At 63.3% G+C, this 20,945-nt stretch carries 23 protein-coding genes; 10 read left to right on the top strand and 13 right to left on the bottom strand.

The features are described from left to right. Window positions 1–37: 37 nt before the first annotated feature. The 9 genes from ACO2Q5_RS18265 to ACO2Q5_RS18225 form a co-directional block, all read right to left on the bottom strand. The gene (locus tag ACO2Q5_RS18265; RefSeq protein WP_423293703.1) at window positions 38–1,036 is read right to left on the bottom strand and encodes a type IV secretion system protein; all 999 of its coding nucleotides are present in this window, start codon (window positions 1,034–1,036) and stop codon (window positions 38–40) included. Next, window positions 1,036–1,515 (bottom strand): hypothetical protein, encoded by a 480-nt coding sequence (locus tag ACO2Q5_RS18260; protein WP_423293701.1) that lies wholly within the window; start codon window positions 1,513–1,515, stop codon window positions 1,036–1,038. The genes ACO2Q5_RS18265 and ACO2Q5_RS18260 overlap by 1 nt, the downstream gene beginning before the upstream one ends. A gap of 2 nt (window positions 1,516–1,517) precedes the next feature. Next, window positions 1,518–2,315, bottom strand: coding sequence for a type IV secretion system protein (locus tag ACO2Q5_RS18255; protein ID WP_423293699.1), 798 nt, complete (start codon window positions 2,313–2,315; stop codon window positions 1,518–1,520). Next, the gene (locus ACO2Q5_RS18250) at window positions 2,312–3,403 is read right to left on the bottom strand and encodes a lytic transglycosylase domain-containing protein (RefSeq protein ID WP_423293697.1); all 1,092 of its coding nucleotides are present in this window, start codon (window positions 3,401–3,403) and stop codon (window positions 2,312–2,314) included. The genes ACO2Q5_RS18255 and ACO2Q5_RS18250 overlap by 4 nt, the downstream gene beginning before the upstream one ends. A 242-nt stretch (window positions 3,404–3,645) precedes the next feature. Beyond that, the gene (locus ACO2Q5_RS18245) at window positions 3,646–5,988 is read right to left on the bottom strand and encodes a type IV secretion system protein B4 (protein WP_423293695.1); all 2,343 of its coding nucleotides are present in this window, start codon (window positions 5,986–5,988) and stop codon (window positions 3,646–3,648) included. Then, window positions 5,978–6,244, bottom strand: a complete 267-nt coding sequence (locus ACO2Q5_RS18240; RefSeq protein WP_423293693.1) for a VirB3 family type IV secretion system protein — start codon at window positions 6,242–6,244, stop codon at window positions 5,978–5,980. The genes ACO2Q5_RS18245 and ACO2Q5_RS18240 overlap by 11 nt, the downstream gene beginning before the upstream one ends. 15 nt (window positions 6,245–6,259) lie before the next feature. Then, window positions 6,260–6,559 (bottom strand): TrbC/VirB2 family protein, encoded by a 300-nt coding sequence (locus tag ACO2Q5_RS18235; RefSeq protein ID WP_423293691.1) that lies wholly within the window; start codon window positions 6,557–6,559, stop codon window positions 6,260–6,262. Window positions 6,560–6,580: 21 nt separating this feature from the next. Beyond that, entirely contained in the window at window positions 6,581–7,195 is a 615-nt protein-coding gene (locus tag ACO2Q5_RS18230; RefSeq protein WP_423293689.1) for a lytic transglycosylase domain-containing protein, read from the bottom strand. Next, complete coding sequence (locus tag ACO2Q5_RS18225; RefSeq protein WP_423293687.1) at window positions 7,179–7,517, bottom strand: hypothetical protein; 339 nt, start codon at window positions 7,515–7,517, stop codon at window positions 7,179–7,181. The genes ACO2Q5_RS18230 and ACO2Q5_RS18225 overlap by 17 nt, the downstream gene beginning before the upstream one ends. Window positions 7,518–7,714: 197 nt before the next feature. Here ACO2Q5_RS18225 and ACO2Q5_RS18220 point away from each other — a divergent pair, with 197 nt between their 5' ends. The 3 genes from ACO2Q5_RS18220 to ACO2Q5_RS18210 all read left to right on the top strand — a co-directional run bounded on the left by ACO2Q5_RS18220 (window position 7,715) and on the right by ACO2Q5_RS18210 (window position 9,813). After that, window positions 7,715–8,119: a hypothetical protein gene (locus ACO2Q5_RS18220; RefSeq protein WP_288998113.1), complete on the top strand. Its 405-nt coding sequence runs from the start codon at window positions 7,715–7,717 to the stop codon at window positions 8,117–8,119. Continuing rightward, window positions 8,116–8,754: a hypothetical protein gene (locus ACO2Q5_RS18215; RefSeq protein ID WP_288998115.1), complete on the top strand. Its 639-nt coding sequence runs from the start codon at window positions 8,116–8,118 to the stop codon at window positions 8,752–8,754. The genes ACO2Q5_RS18220 and ACO2Q5_RS18215 overlap by 4 nt, the downstream gene beginning before the upstream one ends. 216 nt (window positions 8,755–8,970) lie before the next feature. Next, window positions 8,971–9,813, top strand: coding sequence for a hypothetical protein (locus ACO2Q5_RS18210; RefSeq protein ID WP_423293685.1), 843 nt, complete (start codon window positions 8,971–8,973; stop codon window positions 9,811–9,813). Between the two features lie 71 nt (window positions 9,814–9,884). Here the strand turns inward: ACO2Q5_RS18210 and ACO2Q5_RS18205 are convergent, their stop codons facing one another. Both ACO2Q5_RS18205 and ACO2Q5_RS18200 read right to left on the bottom strand, forming a co-directional pair. Next, window positions 9,885–13,058 (bottom strand): efflux RND transporter permease subunit, encoded by a 3,174-nt coding sequence (locus ACO2Q5_RS18205; protein ID WP_423293683.1) that lies wholly within the window; start codon window positions 13,056–13,058, stop codon window positions 9,885–9,887. Continuing rightward, entirely contained in the window at window positions 13,055–13,279 is a 225-nt protein-coding gene (locus ACO2Q5_RS18200; protein ID WP_423293681.1) for a hypothetical protein, read from the bottom strand. The genes ACO2Q5_RS18205 and ACO2Q5_RS18200 overlap by 4 nt, the downstream gene beginning before the upstream one ends. A 58-nt stretch (window positions 13,280–13,337) precedes the next feature. Here ACO2Q5_RS18200 and ACO2Q5_RS18195 point away from each other — a divergent pair, with 58 nt between their 5' ends. Then, window positions 13,338–14,207 carry a metal transporter gene (locus ACO2Q5_RS18195; protein ID WP_423293679.1) on the top strand — a complete coding sequence of 290 codons (870 nt, stop codon included), beginning with the start codon at window positions 13,338–13,340 and terminating at the stop codon, window positions 14,205–14,207. A 39-nt stretch (window positions 14,208–14,246) separates the two neighbouring features. Here ACO2Q5_RS18195 and ACO2Q5_RS18190 read toward each other — a convergent pair whose 3' ends face one another. Both ACO2Q5_RS18190 and ACO2Q5_RS18185 read right to left on the bottom strand, forming a co-directional pair. Next, window positions 14,247–14,609, bottom strand: coding sequence for a hypothetical protein (locus tag ACO2Q5_RS18190; RefSeq protein WP_423293677.1), 363 nt, complete (start codon window positions 14,607–14,609; stop codon window positions 14,247–14,249). Window positions 14,610–14,611: 2 nt separating this feature from the next. Beyond that, entirely contained in the window at window positions 14,612–15,277 is a 666-nt protein-coding gene (locus tag ACO2Q5_RS18185) for a L,D-transpeptidase (protein WP_423293675.1), read from the bottom strand. 493 nt (window positions 15,278–15,770) lie between these two features. On the opposite strand from ACO2Q5_RS18185, the gene lnt reads away from it, so the two are divergent. The 6 genes from lnt (at window position 15,771) to ACO2Q5_RS18155 (ending at window position 20,909) form a co-directional block, all read left to right on the top strand. Then, window positions 15,771–17,336, top strand: a complete 1,566-nt coding sequence (lnt, locus tag ACO2Q5_RS18180) for an apolipoprotein N-acyltransferase (RefSeq protein ID WP_423293673.1) — start codon at window positions 15,771–15,773, stop codon at window positions 17,334–17,336. Window positions 17,337–17,608: 272 nt separating this feature from the next. Beyond that, complete coding sequence (locus tag ACO2Q5_RS18175) at window positions 17,609–18,199, top strand: SCO family protein (RefSeq protein ID WP_423293671.1); 591 nt, start codon at window positions 17,609–17,611, stop codon at window positions 18,197–18,199. A 3-nt stretch (window positions 18,200–18,202) separates the two neighbouring features. Next, window positions 18,203–18,676, top strand: a complete 474-nt coding sequence (locus ACO2Q5_RS18170; protein WP_423293669.1) for a copper chaperone PCu(A)C — start codon at window positions 18,203–18,205, stop codon at window positions 18,674–18,676. Between the two features lie 112 nt (window positions 18,677–18,788). Then, the gene (locus ACO2Q5_RS18165) at window positions 18,789–19,256 is read left to right on the top strand and encodes an SCO family protein (RefSeq protein WP_423293667.1); all 468 of its coding nucleotides are present in this window, start codon (window positions 18,789–18,791) and stop codon (window positions 19,254–19,256) included. 16 nt (window positions 19,257–19,272) lie between these two features. Further along, on the top strand, window positions 19,273–20,436 hold the full coding sequence (locus ACO2Q5_RS18160) for a M23 family metallopeptidase (protein ID WP_423293665.1): 1,164 nt from the start codon (window positions 19,273–19,275) through the stop codon (window positions 20,434–20,436). After that, a complete protein-coding gene (locus ACO2Q5_RS18155; RefSeq protein WP_423293663.1) occupies window positions 20,433–20,909 on the top strand; it encodes a DUF411 domain-containing protein in 477 nt (158 codons plus the stop codon). The genes ACO2Q5_RS18160 and ACO2Q5_RS18155 overlap by 4 nt, the downstream gene beginning before the upstream one ends. Window positions 20,910–20,945: the final 36 nt, after the last annotated feature.

The following is a 20,945-nucleotide window of genomic DNA, read 5'->3' as shown; positions in this document are numbered from 1 at the left end:
CGGAAAACGGGGGTTGGCGCGGCTGGCGGTGGCTGGATCAGCTGTCGCGGATGAACTGGCCGAGCCGCATCCGCGCCGCATGGCCCCGCTCGGCATCCGACCGAGCCTGATCGCGCAAATGGTGGTGTTCGGTCTTGCCGGTCATGAAGCCAGAGCGGAACTCGTTCATGCGCCGGGCAGAATAATCGCTTGCCTTCTCCAAAGGCTTGCCCGCAACCCGGAGGGCCTGGGGCGCAATGCTGGCAAGGCTGATCTGCCCAGTGATATGCGTCACGGCATTCGGGATGGCCATCAAAGCGAAGATACCGACGAAGACGATGACGAAGAAACCGAGGATCGAACCGAGATCGGTGACCGCATCCGCGTTTCGAAATACATCATGCGCCACCGTGACGACGGCGACGATGATCCCTGCGGAGGCGACCGGGTACATCAGATAGCCAATCATCGCCGAGAGCCAGGCCTCAAAGATGCCCTTGGTCTTCTCGAAAATTGTGGCGCCAATGGCGAGCGGGGCAACGCCCAGAAGGAAGGCGATCATCAGTTTGGCGAAGCCGACGATGAAGACATAGACCGCCATCAGAATGCCGAGGACGACATAGAGGATCGCGGCGACGAAGCCGCGCATGATTGAGGACATGGCGGACGAAACAGAGTCGACGTTGCCGGCCATCATGTTGGCCATGTCATCCATGGCTGCTGTGGCGGAGGTCGCCACACCGCCGCCGCCAAGGCGGAAGTATTCCAGTGCCAGATCGCTCAGACCATTGCTGGCAGCCTGATAGATCTGGCTGAAGTTCGACCAGGTGAGACCGAACATCAGCACCATCACGATGCGGAAGGCGAGTTGCACTGCATCGCGCATGGCGATGCGGTAGACATTGAGGGCGGCATTGATCCCGACCATGACGAGGAGGAGCGCGAGGAGGCTCGAGTAGATCGGGCCGACGGCACTGGCTGTTGCCTCAAAAAACCGTTGGCCCGCCGCCGTGATCGCCGCATCCAAAGTCGTCAGAATGGTCGAGACGCTATCCATCAGAAAGAACCGCCACACATGGTCTCGGCGATGGGAAACAGCTCATTCGAAGTGTCGAAGACCACCTTGGTGTCCTGCCAGCTCAGGCGCTCTTTTCCGGTTTCTTTGCGGATAGCTGCTGCAATGAGGTCCACGTCGGACCAGGCTGCAACTTTCCCTGCACATGTGCAGTCGCTTGTGGCGATCACGTTGCGCACCTTCACGTAGCCATAGATATCCCGATAGGCACGGGCCTCAGGCCCACTCTGGCTCATGGCATATTCCGGCGGCCACTGAGCCTCACAGTTCCGGAACTCTTCATTCACTGCTCCCGGGATCGGCTGGACATCGTCCGGCACATCGATCTTCGGCAGGACGTCGAGGAAGGCCTCTTCCTGCGCCAGATCGGCCGGGGCAGGGGTCTCGGCCGGGGCCATCCCCGTCCACAGGGTCGCCAGGATCAGCGCCGTGCTGAAGGGTCTCGCTTGCAGCTTCCTCATTTTCATTCCTTCCGGATCACTTTGATGAACTTCTCTTCCTCGGCGGCTGTGGCGGCATCCATGACGCCGGCTTCCCCCATGCCCATGAGCTGGGCGGACTCCATGTTCCAGATATTGGCCATGGCGATGGAAAGCTCGGCCGTGACCCTCGTGTTGAGGTCGATGGCTTCCTTCAGCCCCTCGGTGTCCGGGATCTCCTGGACCAGATCGTGCACCCGTTCGAGGCTTTCGGACGCCTTGACCGAGGAGGTTTCCGCCGCGGCCGACAGGAAGGCGGCCGTGTTGGCCTGCGTGCCAATCCGCGCCGCGCCCGGATCCTCGCTTTTCGAAAGCGTGTCGACGGTGGCGGTGTCCAAACCGACCGAGGCGAAGAAATCCGACACATATTGCCCGGCCGGCATGTCGCCGACCTTGCCCGAGGTGGTCATCAGGGAATACTTCCCGTCCTTCGCCGCGAGGAGCCCGCCGGTCAGGTCAGCGACATCCGGCAGGATGTCGTCAAAGAACGTGTCAGGGTCAGGAATGCCAAGGGCTTCCAGCGTCAGCCCGTTCCGGAGTGCGTCGAGCTGCGCCTTCAGGGTGGCGATCTGCTCGATCTGTTTCAGGATCTGCTCGTCGAGCTTCAGGTTCGAGGTGATCATTTCGCGCACCTGCAGCTTTGCCTCGGTCAGCACCTCGCCGATCTTGGCAATGCTGGTGAGGTCGATGGTCGGCACGCCTTGGGCCGCCGCTGGGAGCGGCAGCGCCAGTGCTGCGGTGAGGAGAAGGGCACTGACGCCCCGGATGCGCTTGGAGATCATTCGGAACCAGCCTTTACCTTGATGAATGTTGCGTCGCGGGCGTAAGCCTCGATCCAGAGCGCGTAGCGCGCCTGGTCTACCTTGACCCGTGCGGCCTTGACCCGGTCGACCATCAGCGCGATCCGCACAGCCTCGGCACGCGCATAGCTGTTGAGATCCAGCGCTTCCTTGGCCGACTTGGTGGTCGGAATCTTTTCGATTAGGACGCGGAGCCGTTTCAGCGAAGCCTCGATCTCGAGGCTCGCTTCCATCCCATAGTGCAACCCTGCGTCCGAGACATTCGAGGCCGTGGCTATCGCCATGTCGCGCGGATCGAACGTGCCGACCTGATCGATGCCGCTGATCTTGGCCGCATAGGCGTTGAAGAACCCGGTGATACGGACGACGTAATCCTGGGTCTCCTTGAAGGGCGGGATGCCGCCGTATTTCGAGACATTGCCGGGGCCGGCGTTGTAGGCCGCCAAGGCCAGCGGAACGGAGCCAAACTTGTTGAGCTGGGTCAGGAAATACCGGGCACCACCGTCAAGCTGCAGCATCGGGTCGTCATAATAGGCCGGGTAGATGCCGAGATCTTTTGCGGTATCCGGCATGACCTGCGTCAGGCCGAAGGCACCGACCGGCGAGCGCGCGCCGATGGAAAACCCGGATTCCTGTTTCACAAGGCTCTGGAACCAGATGCGGAATTCGACGGGGTTGAGACCAGCACGCGCGAGGCCCGGATGGCCCGCGTACTTCTTCGCGGTAGTGACGATCATCTCCTCGATGCCGGTCTTGCCGTCGCCAAAGAGCCGTGCCGCATAGGGGCTGTTATCTTCGACATCATAGAGGACTTCTGCCTCGGCCCCCGGGATCACTTCCAGGTCGCCGATCCAGGGCGTGTTGCCCGTCATCATCGCGAGCGTGGCGTCGAGCGCATCAAGCTGTTGCTGATGCAACTCGGCAATCCGCGCCTTCTTGTCGGCCTCAAGTTCCCGAGCGCCCGTCAGGTAGGACATCTGCGCGATTTCCAGGCTGTGCTGGATGATCGACTTGCCGTCGGCAATCGGCACGCCTTGCGCGAAGGCCGCCAGCGGCAGCGCCGCCGCCATCAGGGCAAGCGCCCTGACAGGTCGTCTGGATTTAGCGGCAGGGAATGACATCGACGGGCGAGGTATTGCCGCGCGAGACAAGGCCCGCATCCGGGCTTGCGCCCTTGGTGGAAGTGGTCACAGTAGAGCCAGCGGTGGCCCAGCAATTGGTCTTGGCGATCGGCACTTCGGCGCAGCCCGCGAGGCCAGAACATCCGATTCCGATAAGCAATGTTATGTAACATACTGATTTCATTTATCAATCATTCCTTCCAGAATTTGGGCCGCGCGGCATAGTCCGCACCGAAGGCATTGAGACCGGCCTGGCCACCGCCAAGCGCTGTCAGCAGAGGCCCGAGCGCCTTCAGATCGACGTTCAGAACCGTCGAGCCGCGTGGGGAACGTGACAGGACCAGCCGCTGACCCGAGATCGGGTTCAGGACGAAATCCAGCTCGCCATCGGTTAGGCGGAAGCTGTCATAGTCGCTTGATGCTGCTTCACCGTTCGGGAAGAGAAGCTGGTTCGGCAGCGCTTCCAGGATCGAGCGGGCTTTCGAGCCGCGGATCTGGCTCGGGAACTGGGTCATCATCACCACGACCACGTTCTTCTTCCGGGCCGTCACCAGCCATTCGGCGAGCTTTCTGGCGAAATACTCGTCGTCGAGAACCTTCCAGGCCTCGTCAATGAGGATCAGTGTCGGGCGCTTTTCCTCTATCAGCATCTCGATGCGGCGGAAGAGATAGCCGAGGATCGCCGTGCGTTCGGTGCCGAGATCGAGGATCTCCGTCAGATCGACTGCGGTCACATCATGGCTGGCGAAATCCACCACCGGCTCTGAGGCTTCACCGAAGACCCAGCCATAGCGACCATCCGGTCCCCATTCCCGGAGTCGCTGCGCCAGATCGAGGCCATCGCCAACATCGCCAAAGAGTTCCTGGAAACTCTGGAAGTTCCGCAAGCCCTCGCGCGCCTTGCCGTTCTGGGCGATTGCGGATTTGAGGGCCTCGGATTGCAACGGTGTCATTGGCCCGGAACGGGATTCGAGAAGTGCCACCAGCCAGTCGAGAAGCCAGGCTTCGCCGCGTTCTCCGGCCTCGGTCGCGAGCGGGTTCAGCCCCGTCGGGCGTCCTGCGCGCACCTCGGCATAGCGGCCGCCGAGTGCGTGTACTGCCATTTTGAGACCAGCTTCCTTGTCGAAGATGATCGTCCGGCCCCCTGCCCTCTGGGCTTGGGCTGCAAGGAAGGCGACAGTCGTTGTCTTGCCGCCGCCGGATTTTCCCAAGACCAGGGTATGCCCATTGGTCGGCTCTGCCGTCGGGTCGCCCGGTTCATGGAAGCTGAAGCGATGGAGGGAGCCCTGCAGCGTCTGAAAAGCCGTGATCGGCGTCGCCCAGGGAAGGCGCGCCTTTTCCGTGCCGGTGTCGGCGGCATGAAGGGCCGCCATGTCCGCGAAATTGATCGACGACACTGTCATGTCGCGCGCCCGATAGTCCATGTTGCCGGGATGCATCGCAAAGAACGCAGCTTCGAGCGCTGTGACCTCGCGCACGAGCCGCATGCCGTTCTGATGCGCGATACCGCGGATGTGGGCGACCTCGGCGTCGAGCGCAGCCTCAGTCTCAGCAAAGACCGTGATCGTCATCTGGTGCACGCCGAAGCCGAGTGCGCCGCTCTCGGCCTTGTCCGCCGCCTCGAAAAGCTGTGCCTCAACCGTGGCGGCAATGTCTTCCGCGGACCGCATTTGCGCGACGCGGCGCTTCACCCGCTCGGCGATGCTGCCGCGTTCAATCGGCGTGTAGCTGTGGGTGATGATCGTATCCTGCGCGGCCCCGAGCGCATCGAGCATGCCGGGCCAGGTCGCTGTGGCGTAGGATTTGACATAGAGAACGGCGGCAAGTCTTGGGATGGACGTCCCCTCCTCGATCTCGATCACGCCCTTGCAAAACTGCACGGAGGTACCGGCGGCATCTTCCGCGAGGAGGCAGTACGGGCTGCGCGGGTGGTCACGCAACTCACCGGTCAGAAGCGAGGCGTAGAAGCCAACCAGGCTTCCATCGCTGATCTTCATCCGGCGGGTCTTGATGCCGAGACCGGTCTCGAGGATGGAGGCCACCTCGCGCAATTCTTCCAGTCGCCGTGCCGTGTCTTCGCCCCAGACCCGGGCCGCAGCTTTGCCAAAGAGCGGAACGGCCAGCGGGGCCACTTGTCGACGGACGACGGTCAGGATCAGCACAGAGTCCTGCAGGTTGCGGCGGTTGAGCTCCCTGCCCCAGGCCCTGTCGATGTCGGCCGCAAAGCTCGTCCCATGGATGGGCGCAATACCGGTCTCCGCGGGACGCATCATCCGGTGCAGGTAGAAAGTGAACCGCTCGTCGAGCGTGTCGAGGAGATGCGCGAAGCCTGCACGAAGGGCTGAGACTGCAGACGCACCCGATGTGACTCCGTCGATGCCCCTCACCTCCAGCGACAGCATCAGCGCATTGTCCCGGGTGCGAACGACCTCGTCATCAAGTTCGATGACGTAAGGAAGATGGGCGTAGATCTTCGGGCTGGCCGGGATTAACCGCCCTGCCCTACCCTTTGGCTTGTCCCGCTCAAGAAACATGGCGCCGCCTCCGGTTCAGGATGGCGAGCGGCGTCACCTGCATCATGACCGCAAAGACATGATGCCCGTTGGGGTTCACCTTGGTGGCAAGGCGTGCAAACCCGTACCAGACCGGGGCAGTCAGGAACCACCAGACCGGTTTGAAGAGGATGAAAGGCAGCACGGTCATCGCTCCCACTGCCATGGCATAGGGCATCGGCAGGCCGAGGAACTTGGCTTGCCGAGAGAGCCCGAGGATGACCGCGCTTTTCTCCATGGGTCCGGCCTCGCCTCAGCTGAAGGACGAGCGCAGGTTGGCGACGATGGCGGGACCGGCGAACACAAGGAAGGCGCCGACCACGACGAGGGCTACCCAAGCCCAGGAAATGCGGTTGAAGGCGGCAAGGAAGCCAGTGACTACGAAGGCGATGCCGAAGAAGGCAGTCGCGAGCGTACCCCGGAACGAGGCAAGGATGCCGGTCGCCACGGTCTCGGCTTTGGTGAAGACCACCTGTGCCAAAGCGGGCTCGGCTTGTGCCAACACCAGGGTGCAAAGGGCCAGGCCCAGAAGAGCCACTTGTTCGTTACGCATGTCTTGGATTTGTCCTTCTGGTCAGAGATCGGCGAGGATGCGGTCGTAAGCCGCCATCACCTTTACGATGTGGGATTGGGTCTCAAGGTAGGGTGGAATGCCGTCATATTTGCGCACGGCTTCCGGCCCGGCGTTATAGGCGGCAAGCGCAAGCTCGAGGCTGCCGAACTCGGCCATCTGCTCAAGGAGATAGCGCGCACCACCGTCGAGGTTTTCGATCGGGTCGGCCGGATCGACGCGCAGATAGTCCGCTGTTCCGGGCATCAGTTGCGCGAGGCCAAGGGCGCCGGCATGGCTCACCGCTCCTTGGGTGTAATTGCTTTCGACCTTGATCATCGCCTGGAAGAACGCGGCCCATTCCGCCGGTGAGAGGTCGAGCGCCGAGAGAGCCGGATCATCCTGATAGCGGGCAGCAATCAGCCGGATCGCGGGTAGCACTTCAGTCGGTGCCGCAACGCCCTTGGAGCTGAAAGAGACCTCGACGGTCGCCGCCTCCCCTTCCCGGGCATTTTCCTCCGATTCCGGGCGCGCCGGAACGATCAGTCTTCCTTGGCCGTCATAGCGCAGGACGGAGGTATCAAGAGAGGCGAGCTTGATCGCTGCCCCCTGACCTTCCCGTTCATTCCACCGGATCACCTCGGCCTGCGAGGCTCCGCATGCCGCGGCGGACATCGCCAGCGACAGCAGGCACGTCGAGATGATCGAGGGCAAGCTTGCCAAAGGCGAGGCCGAACATGCCGATCGGCGAGTTGACGATCCGTTCCCGCGCAAGAGCTGTGACAAGCATGAAGCGTTCGCCTGAGGCATTGACGACATAGAACAGCCATTCGCCGGAAAAGCGCCCCTCGGGGTCCGGAGCTGATACACACTCGATCTCAACCGTTGCTCCTTCCGTTGCCGCCATCTTGCGGAAATCGCGTTCCAGCAAGACGGGCAAAGCACGTCTTCTTTTCGTCATGGGTTCCCCTCGGGTTCGGTCTGTCGGGGATCGTTGTAACGGAAAGTTTTCCGTGCGGCGATGCCTAACAGAAAGTCTGGCGCATACAACGCAAAAATGACAAACACGATAAAATAAGTCTGTAGGGCGAACAGCCCAAGGCCTCCGTAGCATGGGCGGTCGGGCGACAGATGACAGGGCAAGGATCGGAGATCTCGATGAATTCAGAAGTCAAAGATGCCTCGTATCGCCAGAGAAACAGGGGAAATCGCCCCCCGTTTCCGCTGCCGATCCGAGGACGGCTCTTACGCCAGGTGGGCGTGCTGCGTGTCGCATTCGCCGTCGCAACCTGCGCCCCTTTCGGTGTGGTCCCCGCCTCAGCACAACCTGAAGTGATTCGTTGCCTGCCACCCGAAGCACCGATGACCGAGCTGCCGGTCGACGTCCTGGCCGAGTACCGCAAGGAGATTGCAGGAGAGTTCGAGGCGTATTTCTCGTCGATCACGGAACACATCGCCTGCCTCGATGAAGAGCGCGCCCGGGTCCTGGATGAGGCCCGTGCTGCGACCGAGGCCTACACCCGCCTCATCAACACCATCCCTGTGAGAAAGGATCTCCCGTGAAACCTCACCTCCCTGCTCTGCTCCTCGGTCTCGGGCTTTCGACCGCCACCGTCTTACCCGCTGCTGCCTATCCGGTCGACTGCGCGATTCTGCTCTGTCTCGCAGGGGGCTGGCCCGCCTCCGCCGAATGCGCTCATGCCCGCGCAGTCTTCATCCGGCGCATCACACCTTGGCCGATCGAGCCGCCGCTGCAGATCTGGAACTGTCCAATGCGGGCGAGTTTCCATGGTGAGGAGCAACCGATTGAGCGCCTGTTCGACATCGCCGTTCGCGGTGAACCGGTGCCGCTCATCTCGAGCCCGGAAACACCGCTGGCGCTTCAGCTCGTCCAGGATCGGGCCGATGTCGACATCTCTGATCCGGCCTTTGACTTCGTCCGCTCGATCCGCGTGTTCGAGATCACCTACCAACAACGAAGGAACCGGGATGGCGACTGCAACAGCTGGGGCGTCGTGTACATGGGCTCCTATGGCGCTCAGGGCGACTACAGCCGTCGCCGGAGCAGTGTTTCTGCTGTTCCAGCTGCGTCAGATCTCGCTGTGCCGGCGGACTGCCGCGACTATCGGCACCGGTCAGTCTTCGTCGAGTGGCGCGACTATAAAGGCAGCTACGGACACGAAGAGGTTCATTACTGAGCCCTGAACGACCTCTCTCTGCCGAAACGATCGAAAGACGTAGCTCCTAGAAACAGAAACGACGCCAGACCATAGGCCCGACGCCGCACTGAATTCCCTCGTGGTAGTGGGAATCTAGCGCGAGCTTTGGGTCCGTTCAACCGGCAAATGCCTTTGCCGAAACGAAATTTTGCACGCCTCGCGGTCTGGTGTCGCCCCAAGACGGAACGACACATCATGGAACTCACGACCGGTGCCATCCTGCGCCGCATTACCGAAACGCCGCTCTCAACATCGGCTCATAAGCTCGCGACGATCATCCTCGACGGGATCGCCTGGAAGGATGGCTACAACGGGCTCGAGCGCGGAACGGCCGTGTTCACGCTGGCGCATCTCGCCGAAAAGATGGGGGTGTCGCGGCAGCACTTGACGGCGCTTTTGGTCGAGCTTTCAGCATCCGGTTTGGCGCTGGTCCGTTGGAAGCCGAACGGCAAGTTCGCGCCCTGGCTCTTCCGGTTTGGAGGAAACGCAGATGCCGACGCGCCGCCAGATGTCGTGACATCTAGAGGCGACACATCACTATCTAGAGAGTCTAAGAACAAAATTATCTTTGCAGGGAGGATCGAGATTGATGCAGGGACCAACGTCTATCGCTCACCCTGGGCGGACCTGATCAAGACTGCGAAGGCGTCACTCGCTTGCTGGAACGTCGATACGCAGGTCATTTGGGAGCGCTTCGTTGCCTTCAACCGGGCGCGTGGCAACGCGGCAGTGCCAGCGGGGTTTCTTCTGGGCTTCATGCGGCGGTGGCGCACTTCACCGGGCGCCGCCGCTCGGCCGGAGGACGCACCGACACCGCAACGTGCGCTTGAACCAGAAGAGCGCGAGCTCCATGGTCAGATCAAGGCTGCCCCGAGTGCCAACCGCCAGTTTCACGCGTCGGATCTTTGTCGCCTCATCGGGCAAGCGGCCTACGAGGCTCGCGTCCTCGACGTCATCCGGCAGTTCGGTTGCCCAAGGTTCACTGCCACCCTGGTGGTACACGGACGGGCCGTGATAGCTGGCGAGATCCCGCGTTGACCTTGGCTGAAGCCGGAGCTGGAGTCGACTGCGTGGCTTTTCTTCGACTACATGATGAGGATTTGTCTTTTTTACAGGGACTTAAAAAAACCGCCTAAAGCCGCAAGCTCATGCTCGCTCGCCTTGGTTTCCGCCTTCGCCAGCCCCCGTCCCTTGATCAGCGCATAGACCGCCGGGATGACGACCAGTGTCAGGATGGTGGAGGACACCATGCCGCCTATCATCGGAACGGCGATGCGGCTCATCACTTCGGACCCAGTGCCATGAGCCCAAAGGATCGGCATCAGACCCGCCATGATGGCAACAACTGTCATCATCTTGGGTCGCACCCGCTCTACCGCGCCGACCATGATCGCGCCGTCGAGATCGGCGCGCGTGAAGACGCGACCGACGCGCGCGACTTCTGCCCTGCGCTCGGCCAGCGCATGGTCGAGGTAGATCAGCATGATCACCCCAGTTTCCGCCGCGACCCCGGCAAGAGCGATGAACCCGACAGCGACCGCCACGGACGTGTTGAAACCCATCCACCACATCAGCCAGACCCCGCCGACCAGCGCGAAGGGCAAGGACAGCATGACGATCAGGGTTTCGGTCAGGCGGCGGAAGTTCAGGAACAACAGCAGGAAGATCACCGCCAATGTCACCGGGACAACGATGGCCAGCCGCGCCTTGGCTCGCTCCAGGTATTCGAACTGTCCGCTCCAGCCCAGCGAATAGCCGGGCGGCAGGGTCACTTCCCCAGCGACGGCGGCCTGCGCCTCGGCGACATAGCCGCCGAGGTCGCGACCGGAGATGTCGACGAAGATGTAAACCGCCAGTTGGCCGTTCTCGGTGCGGATCGAAGTGGCGCCACGTGTCCGTTCCTCGGCAGCAACCTCGCCCAGGGGTACCGTGCCGCCGCCGGGGAGCGCCACCTGCACCTCGCGCGCGATGGCGTCCGGATCCTGCCGCAGCGCCGCCGGGTAGCGCAGCGCCACGTTGTAACGTTCGCGCCCCTCGACCGTCTGGGTGATGGCCTCGGCGCCGAGCGCCATGGCGATCACTTCCTGCACATCCTCGATCGACAGGCCATAACGCGCCAGCCGCTCGCGGTCGGGCTCGATGTCGAGGTAATAGCCGCCGATCACCCGTTCGGCATAGGCGCTGGTCGTGCCGGGAACGGCGCGCAGCACCGCCTCGACCTCGCGGGCGATGCGCTCCATCTCGGTCAGGTCCGTGCCGAAGACTTTCACTCCTACCGGCGTGCGGATGCCGGTCGCTAGCATGTCGATGCGGGCGCGGATCGGTTGGGTCCAGGCGTTGGAGACGCCGGGGAACTGCAGGGCCGCATCCATCTCGGCGCGCAAGCTGTCCATCGTCACGCCGGAGCGCCATTCGTCCTTCGGCTTCAGCTGGATTATGGTCTCAAACATCTCGGTGGGCGCAGGGTCAGTTGGGGTCAGCGCGCGACCGGCCTTGCCGAAGACAGTTGCCACTTCGGGGAACGACCGGATGATGCGGTCCTGCATCTGCATCAGTTCCGCCGCCTTGGTGACCGAGAGGCCTGGCAAGGTGGTGGGCATGTACATCATCGTGCCCTCGTCCAGCGCGGGCATGAACTCGGACCCGAGCTGCCGTGCAGGCCAGGCCGTGGCGACCAGCGCGACCAGGGCCAGGAGGATGGTGAAGACCCGCGCCTTGAGCACCCATTGGATGACCGGGCGGTAGATCGCGATCAGGACCCGGTTCACCGGGTTGCGGTGTTCGGCTACGATCCGCCCGCGCACGAAGATCACCATCAGGGCGGGCACCAGCGTCACCGATAAGAGCGCCGCCGCCGCCATGGCGAAGGTCTTGGTCGCGGCCAAGGGGCCAAAGAGCCGCCCCTCCTGTCCTTCCAGCGCGAAGATCGGCAGGAAGGACACTGTGATGATGAGCAAACTGAAGAACAATGCCGGGCCGACCTCTGACGCGGCTTCAATCAGCACTTCCACCCGCGGCTTGCCGGGTTCGGCTCGCTCCAGGTGCTTGTGGGCGTTTTCGATCATCACGATGGCGGCGTCGATCATCGCGCCGATGGCAATGGCGATGCCTCCAAGACTCATGATGTTGGCCCCGATGCCAAGCAGCCGCATGGCCGTGAAGGCCATGAGCAGCCCGACCGGCAGCATGATGATGGCCACCATAGACGAGCGGACATGCAGCAGGAATACGAACGTGACCAACGCCACGACGATGCTTTCCTCCAGCAAGGTTGTCCGCAGGGTCTCGATGGCCGATAGGATCAGATCGGACCGGTCATAAACGGTGACGATCTCCACCCCTTCGGGCAGGCTTTGCGCGATGGTGTCGATCTCGGCCTTGGCATTGTCGATCACGTCGAGCGCATTGGCACCGACCCGCTGCAGCACGATGCCGCTGGCCACCTCGCCCTCACCATCCAGTTCAGCGATACCCCGGCGTTCATCGGGCACAACCTCGACCCGCGCCACGTCGCGCAAGAGGACTGGCACGCCCCCTTCTGCGCGGATCGGAACCATTTCCAGATCGGCAATGCCGTCGAGATAACCCCGCCCGCGCACCATGAACTCGAACTCGGAAAGTTCGACCGTACGGCCGCCGGTGTCCATGTTGCTGGCGGCAACGGCTTCGCCGATTTCGGACAGCGTGATGCCAAGCGCCCGCATCCACACCGGATCGACGGTGATCGAGTATTGCTTGACAAAGCCGCCGACACTGGCGACCTCGGATACGCCATCGGCGCGACTGATGCCGAAGCGCATCACCCAGTCCTGCAGGGACCGCAGTTCCGCAAGGCTCAGGTTCTCGCCTTTCAGGGCGTATTGATAGACCCAGCCCACACCCGTTGCGTCGGGGCCAAGGGCGGGCGTCACCCCATCCGGCAGGCGTGCGGCGGCGGCGTTGAGGTATTCCAGCACGCGCGAGCGCGCCCAGTAAGGGTCAACGCCATCTTCGAAGATGATGTAGACGAAAGAGATGCCGAAGAACGAGAACCCCCGCACGACCCGCGACTGCGGAACGGTCAGCATGGCCGAGGTCAGGGGATAGGTGACCTGATCCTCGACCACCTGTGGCGCTTGCCCGGGGTATTCGGTCAGCACGATCACCTGCACATCCGACAGGTCGGGGATGGCGTCGATCGGCAGCGTGCGCAGCGACCAGAGGCCCGCCGCCACGGTGAAGACGGTGGCGAAGAGAACGAGTGCCACGTTGCGGGCCGACCAGGCGATGATATTGGCGATCATTGGTCGGCCTCCGGCGCGGCCAGCGCAGCCAGCGCCGCGTTCAGGTTGCTTTCGGCGTCGATCAGGAAGGTGGCGGCACTGACCACCCGGTCGCCCGCTGCCACGCCGGTGACGATCTCGATCATGCCGCCGCCCCGGCGGCCGACCGTCACCGGTTCGGGCCGGAACCGCCCCTCACCCAGATCGAGGATCACCACCTGCCGGTCGCCGGTGTCGATCACCGCCCCTTGCTTCACGCAGGACCCGCCGGGACCGATTGCGCGCGGCAGTGCCGTCTGGGTGCAGATCCCCTACCCCTGGGTTCTGGGCGAGGCGCATCATGTCGCCCTCGTGACCAACACCGGCACCGTCTTTGGGCACGAGATCGCCGTGGCCGTGCCCACCCCGCAGGCGTCAGGGGGGCAGCTTCGATTGCAAGCGCTGGTCGGCGCGCTTGTGGGCCTTCTGCCAGTTGCGCTTGGTCTGATGTTCTACCCGGCCATGCGCGGCTTCGGCACGTCCGGCATGAACTTCGTGCTGGCGCTGACCGTCGGCATGCTGGCCTTCCTGCTCTTGGACATGATGGGCGAGGCCACCGAACTCGCGGCTGAGGCAGCCGCGCTGTTCCAGGGGTCCGTCATGGTCTGGCTGTCGGCGCTGGCGAGTTTCCTTCTCCTCATGGCCATCGGGCGATGGCGCGGACGGCCCGAGGGGCTGGCGCTGGCCTTCTACATCGCGCTCGGTATCGGGCTGCACAACTTCGGCGAGGGGCTGGCCATCGGCGGCGCCTTCGCCGCAGGGGCCGCGGGCTTGGGTACCTTCCTCGTCCTCGGCTTCGCGCTGCACAATGTGACCGAAGGCATCGGCATCGCAGCACCCATGTTGCGCATCCGTCCGCCGCTCTGGAGCTTTGCCGCGCTGACCTTGCTTGCCGGCGGCCCGGCAGTGCTCGGCATCTGGGCCGGCAGCCTCGCCTACGCCCCGCAATGGTCTGCTTTCGCGCTTGCGGTCGGTGCGGGCGCGATCCTGCAGGTGATGGTGGAGGTCACGGCCTACCTGCAACGCCAGAACAGCGACCGGCAGGCGATCCTCTACTCTCCCGCTGTCCTCGGCGGCTTCCTAGGCGGGATCGCCTTCATGTATGTGACGGCGGCATTGATCAAGGTTTGACCGTCGGCGAAGCGGCGCAGCTGAGCATTTTTCGCGCGCTCAGCCAGTTGTGGCAGGACGGTTTTCCGTGGCGGTGCAGATCGGGCGACCTTCCGCCGTGCGCAGCGGCAGCATTGTCGTCTCAACCGGGCCGACGTGCTCGTACCAGTAGCAGCCGTCTTCGGGCAGCAAAACCACCGCGCGAAGGTTCTGGTAGGGTGCAGCTATCGCCATCACACCTTCGGGCAGCTCCTGCAGGAAGCGCGACGGCTCGTCGCCGACCCTGCCGACCGGTGCTGTGCAGGCTGACAGCATCATCAAGGAGACCGCCAGCACAACTGAGCGCCCCGCGACGACGGTGCGCGAGATACTCCCATGCTTCGAAAGTCCCAATGTGATTTGCGTTTTCTTTCCCGGGATCATGTTCAGGCCGTCAGTTCCACGTTGCCTTCCTCGGCCGGATACAGATGCGCCGTCACCCCGGTCTCAACCTGGTCGTAGAGATCGATGATATGCGGCATTACCATGCGCACGCAGCCGGAACTGGCCCGGCTGCCGATGGACCGCGGCAGCGGCGTGCCGTGGATGCGCAGATAGGTGTCACGGCTGCCAAGGAAGAGGTAAAGCGCCCGCGACCCGAGAGCATTGCCGGGACCGGGATCCATGCCGTCGGCATACTGCGCGTAGATCTCGGGTTCGCGCTCGATCATCTGTGGTGTGGGAGTCCACCTTGGCCACTTGGCCTTGCGGCCAACCGTGTAGGTGCCCGGCTCGTAGAGCCCCGACCGCCCGATGGCGACGCCATAGCGCATCGCAGTGCCGTCTGACTGGATGTGGTAGAGATAACGCGCGATCGCATCGACATGGATGTCGCCAGGCGTCAGCCCGGCGCGCGCCTCGACGCGGACCGGAAGCAGCCGCGGATGCAGGCCCCATGGATTGGTCGTTGCCGCGACGTAGCCCGGCGGTGTCACCTGCGCATCCCAAGCTGCCCACTGTCCCTGCAGATCGGAGGCGGCGAAAGCTGGGGTCACAAGTGGCGCGGAGAAGAGGGCGGAAGTCATCTTCAGGAAATGCCGTCGGGTCGACATGTTGTCCGCTTTCGGTTCAATTGAGGGCAGCACGCTTGCCGAGCACGACAAACAATGCACAGAACGTGACAAAGGCCCTTAATGTCCACTCAAGTCTGCGTGAAGAAGCTGCGGCCGGAACAAGAAAAAGACTAAAGACGCCTCCCGCCCGTTTGCCGCGAGAATCGTCACCTTGCTTTGTTGACGTGGATGATCGGTGACGATGGATTGACGGCGGGACTAGCTGGTCTTTGGACGCCGGCGTGTCACTTCAATCGCTCTTCTGCCCGTGTTCGGGCTATGTGCCAAAGGAGCAAAGGGAAAGGCGGTCCTGCCGACTCTTCGTTCTCGTTATGTCACGGTGCTTGGTCCCTTCGCAAAGGAGCTCGCTGGTCGAAAGGAAAAAGCCGCGATGGTGGAAGATCTGACAAGAGCGTGAATGTGAAGAACCGCCATTGCACCTCAACCCACTTGAGCAATTAGCGTCATCGCTCAGGTTCGGAGGGCACGGCTGTTGATCGACCTTGATGGACTTTTGCGCGTCGGATCGGAAGGACCGCGCGCAGCGATCTGGCTACCAAGTGGATTGATCTTTGGTGCCGTCTTTGTCTTGGCGCTGCCCCCCTTCTCGCTCCTGCCCTTCGCGTTTCTGTCCCTTGCGGCACTTTCACTGCTTTTGCGTGGGGCGACTGGCACATCTTCCATCCTCATTGGTTTTGTCTTCGGTCTTGGCCAGTTCGCACCGGGGCTGTTCTGGATCACCGAAAGCTTTCAGGTCGAGGCCGACCGGTTCGGCTGGCTGGCACTGCCTTCGGTTCTCGGACTTGCGGCGGTCCTGTCGGTTTTTCCCGCGCTGGCCTGCGCCCTAGCGGCGCGGCTAGAACGTGCGGGCCTGCCACTAGCCCTGTCGCTAGCAACCTCCTGGACAATCGCTGAATGGCTACGTGGTCATGTGCTGACAGGTTTTCCCTGGAATCTTGCCGCCTATGCGCTGGCCGACTGGACCATTCTTGCCCAAGGAGCCTCGGTCCTGGGCAGCTACGGACTGGGGTTCGTCCTCGTTTTTGCGGCAGCCAGCATTGGACATGCGATTGGCGGACCATCACGAGAAAGCCGTCGGGCAAATCTTGGGCTGGCTGCGGCAACGATGCTGGCCTTGGCAATCTTCGGCAGTCTTCGCGTTGCGCTTCTGTCGGCGGACACCGGCCAAGGACGAGAGGTTCGCATCGTTCAGCCGAACATCCTGCAAAGCGCGAAGTGGGACCCGGCGGCGCGCAACGCCAACATCGCGCGGCTCCTGCTCCTCTCGGCTCGGCCCGGTGCGTTCGACCTGCTCTTATGGCCCGAAACGGCGTGGCCGGGGTTTCTCGCCGAAGACCCGGGGGCGAGAGCGATGATCGGCTGGCTCCTGCCGGATCGCGCTGTGCTTCTGACCGGCAGTCCGGAGCGGGAGGCCGCTGGGATCGACGCAATCTATCGCAACGCGGTCCTGGCCATCGGTCCGGACGGCACCGTCCTGGCACGCTATGCCAAGCATCACCTCGTCCCCTTTGGCGAGTATGTACCCTGGCGCAGCGTGCTGCCGTTCCAGCGGATCGTTCAGTCCCTTGGCGACTTCACGCCCGGCCCCGGACCCCGGACGCTTGCTTTCGGTCCCTTTCCGTTTCCCGGCGTTGCGATCTGCTACGAAATCATCTTTCCCGGGCATGTGGTCGATGACGCGATACGGCCCGACTGGATCTTCAACGCGACCAATGACGCTTGGTTCGGCACCTCGATCGGACCATGGCAGCACTTCGCCTCGGCCCGGATGCGTGCGGTCGAAGAGGGCTTGCCGCTGGTTCGCGCGGCCAACACCGGAATTTCAGCCGTGGTCGACCCGTTCGGGCGCGTCACGGCTCTCCTCGATCTCGGCGAACAGGGGATCATCGACGCACGCCTGCCGAGGCCGCTTCGCGCAACCCTCTACGCCCGTTTCGGGGACTGGATGCTGCTGGAAATGCTGGTCGCAAGCTGGACCGGATATGGCCTTCTGGGGCGGAAAAGCGCCACGAGGCTACGAAAAGGAAACACAACATGATCGGACCCGTTTTCGCCTTGGTAGGCTTCGTCTGGGGCGTATTGGTTGCTCGCAAGCGCTGGGGCACGCGGCTCGACTGCCTGCAGTATGGAGCGGGATACGGAATAGCCTTCGGCCTCGCCGGGACTCTCATAGGTATCGCGCTGGCGCGATTTCTGGTCCCGCACGGATAGGCGAAAGCCCGCCTGCCAGATCTGGACGCGGTAGTTGCGACTTGAACCTCTAGTTGCTCAAGGTTCTAGACCGCCCACGACGAAACCTGGGACTATTGAATGCGCCTTCGGAACCTGCAGATCATCCTCTGGGCCGCAACCATTGTGGCGACCGTCGCGTTTCTCGCGCTGCGCTGGTCATCTGCAGGGATGCAGGACGAAGCCGATGCGGCCTTTTCCCCGTCCTTCTCGCTTGCGGACAGCGAGGGCGCGCAGCGGATATCGGAAGAGTTTCGTGGCAAGTTCCTGCTGGTCTTCTTCGGCTTCACGAGTTGCCCGGACGTGTGCCCCACTACCCTGTCCGAGGTCGCGCAGGTGATGGATGATCTCGGGCCGGATGCGGCGAAGGTGCAACCCATCTTCGTTTCCGTCGACCCGGAGCGGGACCGGCGGCTCGGCCTTCGAGAATACACTGAGGCCTTTCACCCTGCGATCCTCGGGCTTGCGGGCACCGATGCGGACATGGAGGCCGCGGCGGAGAGCTTCAAGATCTACTTCGCCCGCAAGGACGACACAGAGGTCGCGGATGGCTACACCATGTCGCACAGTCCCGGCCTGTTCCTGATCGGCCCGGACGGCGTATGGCTGCGGCAGTTCGCGTACGGCACGCCCGCCGCCGACATCCTTTCCGACCTCAGATCGAGATTCTGACCAATGAAATCCTTGTTCCTTTCCACAGCCCTGCTCCTCGCCGCCCCAGCCGCCTTCGCCTGCGAGGCGTTCACCGTCGGTGACCTGACCATCGAACACGCCTGGTCCAAGGCGACCATCGGTGCGGAGCGCCCGGCTGTGTTCTATGTCGAGATCACGAACGGAGGGAGCACCGACGACGCCCTGATCGGCATTACGACGCCGACCGCGACCATGCCGATGCTTCACGAGACCGTCGTTACCGACGGCATCGCCTCGATGCCCCACGCGATGTCGATCCCGGTTCCGGCGGGCGAGATTGTGGCGCTGTCACCCGGCGGCTACCACGGCATGCTGATGGGGCTCGGCACAGCGCTGAAGGAGGGTGACCGGTTCCCCGTCACCCTGATCTTTGAGAATGCGGGCGAAGTGACCGTCGATGTAGACGTGCTGTCCCTGCGCGCGGCGGGTCCGGATTGCAGCGACGCCGGGCAGTGATCCTGGGCCTCGGGGCCTCAGGCGCGGCTGTCGCCTTTATGCTGGCGTCGGCGCGTGGCGGACACGTGACCGGCAGCGCGGGAACGCCTTGTTGCCCCTGCCTGTCGGCGACATGGACTGGCAGCTCACCGATCACCGCGGACAACCCGTTGGGCCTTCAGACTGGATCGGCCGCCCCGTCATGTTCTTCTTCGGCTTCACCTGGTGCCCGGACGTCTGTCCGACGACACTGAGCGACATCTCGCTCTGGCTCGAGGAACTGGGGCCCGACGCCGACCGGCTCATCGTGGCCCTGGTCACGGTCGATCCCGACCGCGATACGCCAGAGGTCCTTGCCGACTATCTCGGCAACTTCGATCCGCGCATCATCGGGTTGACAGGGTCCGCCGAACAGGTGGCGAAGGCTGCCGCCGATCTTCGGGTGAAATACGCGCGCGTGCCGCGGGACGATGGTGACTACACGATGGACCACACCGCCGGTGTGTTCCTGTTCCACCCGGACGGACGCTTTGCCAGCATCATCGACTTCCACGAGGATCGGCGCTTTGCCGTTCCGAAGATACGCCGAACCCTCAGCTGAAAGGTCATTCTGCCAGATGATCCGCTCTGCCCTCATCGTCCTTGCCGCCGCCTCTCTCGTACCTTTGCAGGCTGCGGCCGACCCGCCGACCGCGCATCTTCCGACCGCGTTCGATGCGACGATTGCCTCCGGCGATACGCTCGACAGTGTGCTTGGTCGCGCAGGTGTCCCTGCGGGGATCCGGGCAGAGGCCGCCTTGGCTCTTGCGGGGGTCTACGACCTCACCGACTTGCGGCCGGGCCATCGCATCGAGTGGACGGCCACATCGGGCGATCCGGCGAGCCTGACACGCCTGTCGCTCTTCGTGGAAGATGGCGTCGAGATTGTACTGAGCTTCGACGGCCCGGTTGCAGCCGAGCGGCTTGAGCCCCCGATCCGTGAGGCGGACCGGCGAGAGACGCTTGTCCTTGACGGCACGCTTTACGAAGCCCTCGTGGCGCGCAACGCGCCGGAGCGCTTCGCCGTGGACCTGACTGCGCTCCTCGCAGGCCAGGTCGATTTCCGGCGAGAACTGCAGGGCGGCGAGACATTCGCGCTGGTCTGGCAGGAAGACCAGCTTCCTGACGGCAGCATCGCGGGCGAGCCTCGGCTGAACTATGCGCGACTGGAACTTGCAGACAGGGTGCTTGAACTCGTCGCCACCGAAGCCGCAGGACCCGTCATCGTGTTCGAGGACGGAGAAGCCGTCCAGCGGTCCGCCGCGCCGATCCTCGGTGCCCGGCTGTCGTCCGTCTTCGGGCGACGCAACCATCCTGTTCTCGGGGGCGTGCGGATGCACACCGGGATCGACTATGCCGCTCCGGTCGGAACCGAAGTCTCGGCCACCGGTGCCGGGCATGTGGTCTTTGCCGGTACGATCCGAGGTTACGGTCTGACCATCGACATCGATCACGGCGGCGGGGTTGTGACGCGCTATGCCCATCTGTCCGAGATTGCCGAGGATGTTCGGGAAGGCACCCGGGTCAAGGCCGGTGACAGCATCGGTGCCGTTGGCGCGACGGGCCTCGTGAGCGGCCCGAACCTGCACTACGAGGTCCGCGTTGACGGTCGGCCGGTCGATCCGACGGACCGGGAAGCCCTGCCGGAACAAGAGATTGCCTCGTCCGAGGATCTTGATGCGCTGACGACATGGCGCCGCGAGACGGGCTTTGAAGCTTTGGTAGTAGGAGATCGGGGATGAGCGGGCAGCACATCGGACGGCGCAACCTGCTGCTTGCGGCAGCGGCCAGCGTCGCGGTCCCAGGGCGCGCCGCCTGGTCGCAAGCGGAACCACCGATCCATGTCGTCAAGGGACGCGGCTGTGAATGCTGCGAAGCCTGGGTGGACTACCTGCGCGAGCAAGGCTTCACCGTGACGGACGAAGTGTCGATGGGAACGCTGCTGATCCGCTTCAAGATGGATCAGGGCGTCCCAGCAAAAGCCTTCTCGTGCCATACGGGCGTGGTCGACGGTTATGCGCTAGAAGGCCATGTTCCCGCCGCCGATATCCGGCGGTTGCTGGCCGAACGCCCCGATGCGGTCGGGCTAGCCGTGCCCGACATGCCCTACGGCTCGCCCGGGATGGGGTCCGAGGATAGCCGCGACGCTTACGACGTGCTGCTTATCCGCCGCGATGGCGAGCTTGAGGTCTATACCAGCTATCCGGCGGCCTGAGATCACATCCGTCTAGGGTCCGATCTTTGGCTGATG

Source organism: Neotabrizicola sp. VNH66 (assembly GCF_049445895.1).
Classification (GTDB): domain Bacteria; phylum Pseudomonadota; class Alphaproteobacteria; order Rhodobacterales; family Rhodobacteraceae; genus Pseudogemmobacter.
The sequence above is the reverse complement of the archived record's forward strand: the minus strand, read 5'-3'. Positions and strand labels throughout refer to the sequence as shown.

What these genes read in the sequence shown, in the direction of transcription:
- ACO2Q5_RS18265 (WP_423293703.1), bottom strand. Translation starts at nt 1,036, where the DNA reads ATGGATAGCGTCTCGACCATTCTGACGACTTTGGATGCGGCGATCACG.
- ACO2Q5_RS18260 (WP_423293701.1), bottom strand. Translation starts at nt 1,515, where the DNA reads ATGAGGAAGCTGCAAGCGAGACCCTTCAGCACGGCGCTGATCCTGGCG.
- ACO2Q5_RS18255 (WP_423293699.1), bottom strand. Translation starts at nt 2,315, where the DNA reads ATGATCTCCAAGCGCATCCGGGGCGTCAGTGCCCTTCTCCTCACCGCA.
- ACO2Q5_RS18250 (WP_423293697.1), bottom strand. Translation starts at nt 3,403, where the DNA reads ATGGCGGCGGCGCTGCCGCTGGCGGCCTTCGCGCAAGGCGTGCCGATT.
- ACO2Q5_RS18245 (WP_423293695.1), bottom strand. Translation starts at nt 5,988, where the DNA reads ATGTTTCTTGAGCGGGACAAGCCAAAGGGTAGGGCAGGGCGGTTAATC.
- ACO2Q5_RS18240 (WP_423293693.1), bottom strand. Translation starts at nt 6,244, where the DNA reads ATGGAGAAAAGCGCGGTCATCCTCGGGCTCTCTCGGCAAGCCAAGTTC.
- ACO2Q5_RS18235 (WP_423293691.1), bottom strand. Translation starts at nt 6,559, where the DNA reads ATGCGTAACGAACAAGTGGCTCTTCTGGGCCTGGCCCTTTGCACCCTG.
- ACO2Q5_RS18225 (WP_423293687.1), bottom strand. Translation starts at nt 7,517, where the DNA reads ATGACGAAAAGAAGACGTGCTTTGCCCGTCTTGCTGGAACGCGATTTC.
- ACO2Q5_RS18220 (WP_288998113.1), top strand. Translation starts at nt 7,715, where the DNA reads ATGAATTCAGAAGTCAAAGATGCCTCGTATCGCCAGAGAAACAGGGGA.
- ACO2Q5_RS18210 (WP_423293685.1), top strand. Translation starts at nt 8,971, where the DNA reads ATGGAACTCACGACCGGTGCCATCCTGCGCCGCATTACCGAAACGCCG.
- ACO2Q5_RS18205 (WP_423293683.1), bottom strand. Translation starts at nt 13,058, where the DNA reads ATGATCGCCAATATCATCGCCTGGTCGGCCCGCAACGTGGCACTCGTT.
- ACO2Q5_RS18190 (WP_423293677.1), bottom strand. Translation starts at nt 14,609, where the DNA reads ATGATCCCGGGAAAGAAAACGCAAATCACATTGGGACTTTCGAAGCAT.
- ACO2Q5_RS18185 (WP_423293675.1), bottom strand. Translation starts at nt 15,277, where the DNA reads ATGTCGACCCGACGGCATTTCCTGAAGATGACTTCCGCCCTCTTCTCC.
- ACO2Q5_RS18175 (WP_423293671.1), top strand. Translation starts at nt 17,609, where the DNA reads ATGCGCCTTCGGAACCTGCAGATCATCCTCTGGGCCGCAACCATTGTG.
- ACO2Q5_RS18170 (WP_423293669.1), top strand. Translation starts at nt 18,203, where the DNA reads ATGAAATCCTTGTTCCTTTCCACAGCCCTGCTCCTCGCCGCCCCAGCC.
- ACO2Q5_RS18165 (WP_423293667.1), top strand. Translation starts at nt 18,789, where the DNA reads ATGGACTGGCAGCTCACCGATCACCGCGGACAACCCGTTGGGCCTTCA.
- ACO2Q5_RS18160 (WP_423293665.1), top strand. Translation starts at nt 19,273, where the DNA reads ATGATCCGCTCTGCCCTCATCGTCCTTGCCGCCGCCTCTCTCGTACCT.
- ACO2Q5_RS18155 (WP_423293663.1), top strand. Translation starts at nt 20,433, where the DNA reads ATGAGCGGGCAGCACATCGGACGGCGCAACCTGCTGCTTGCGGCAGCG.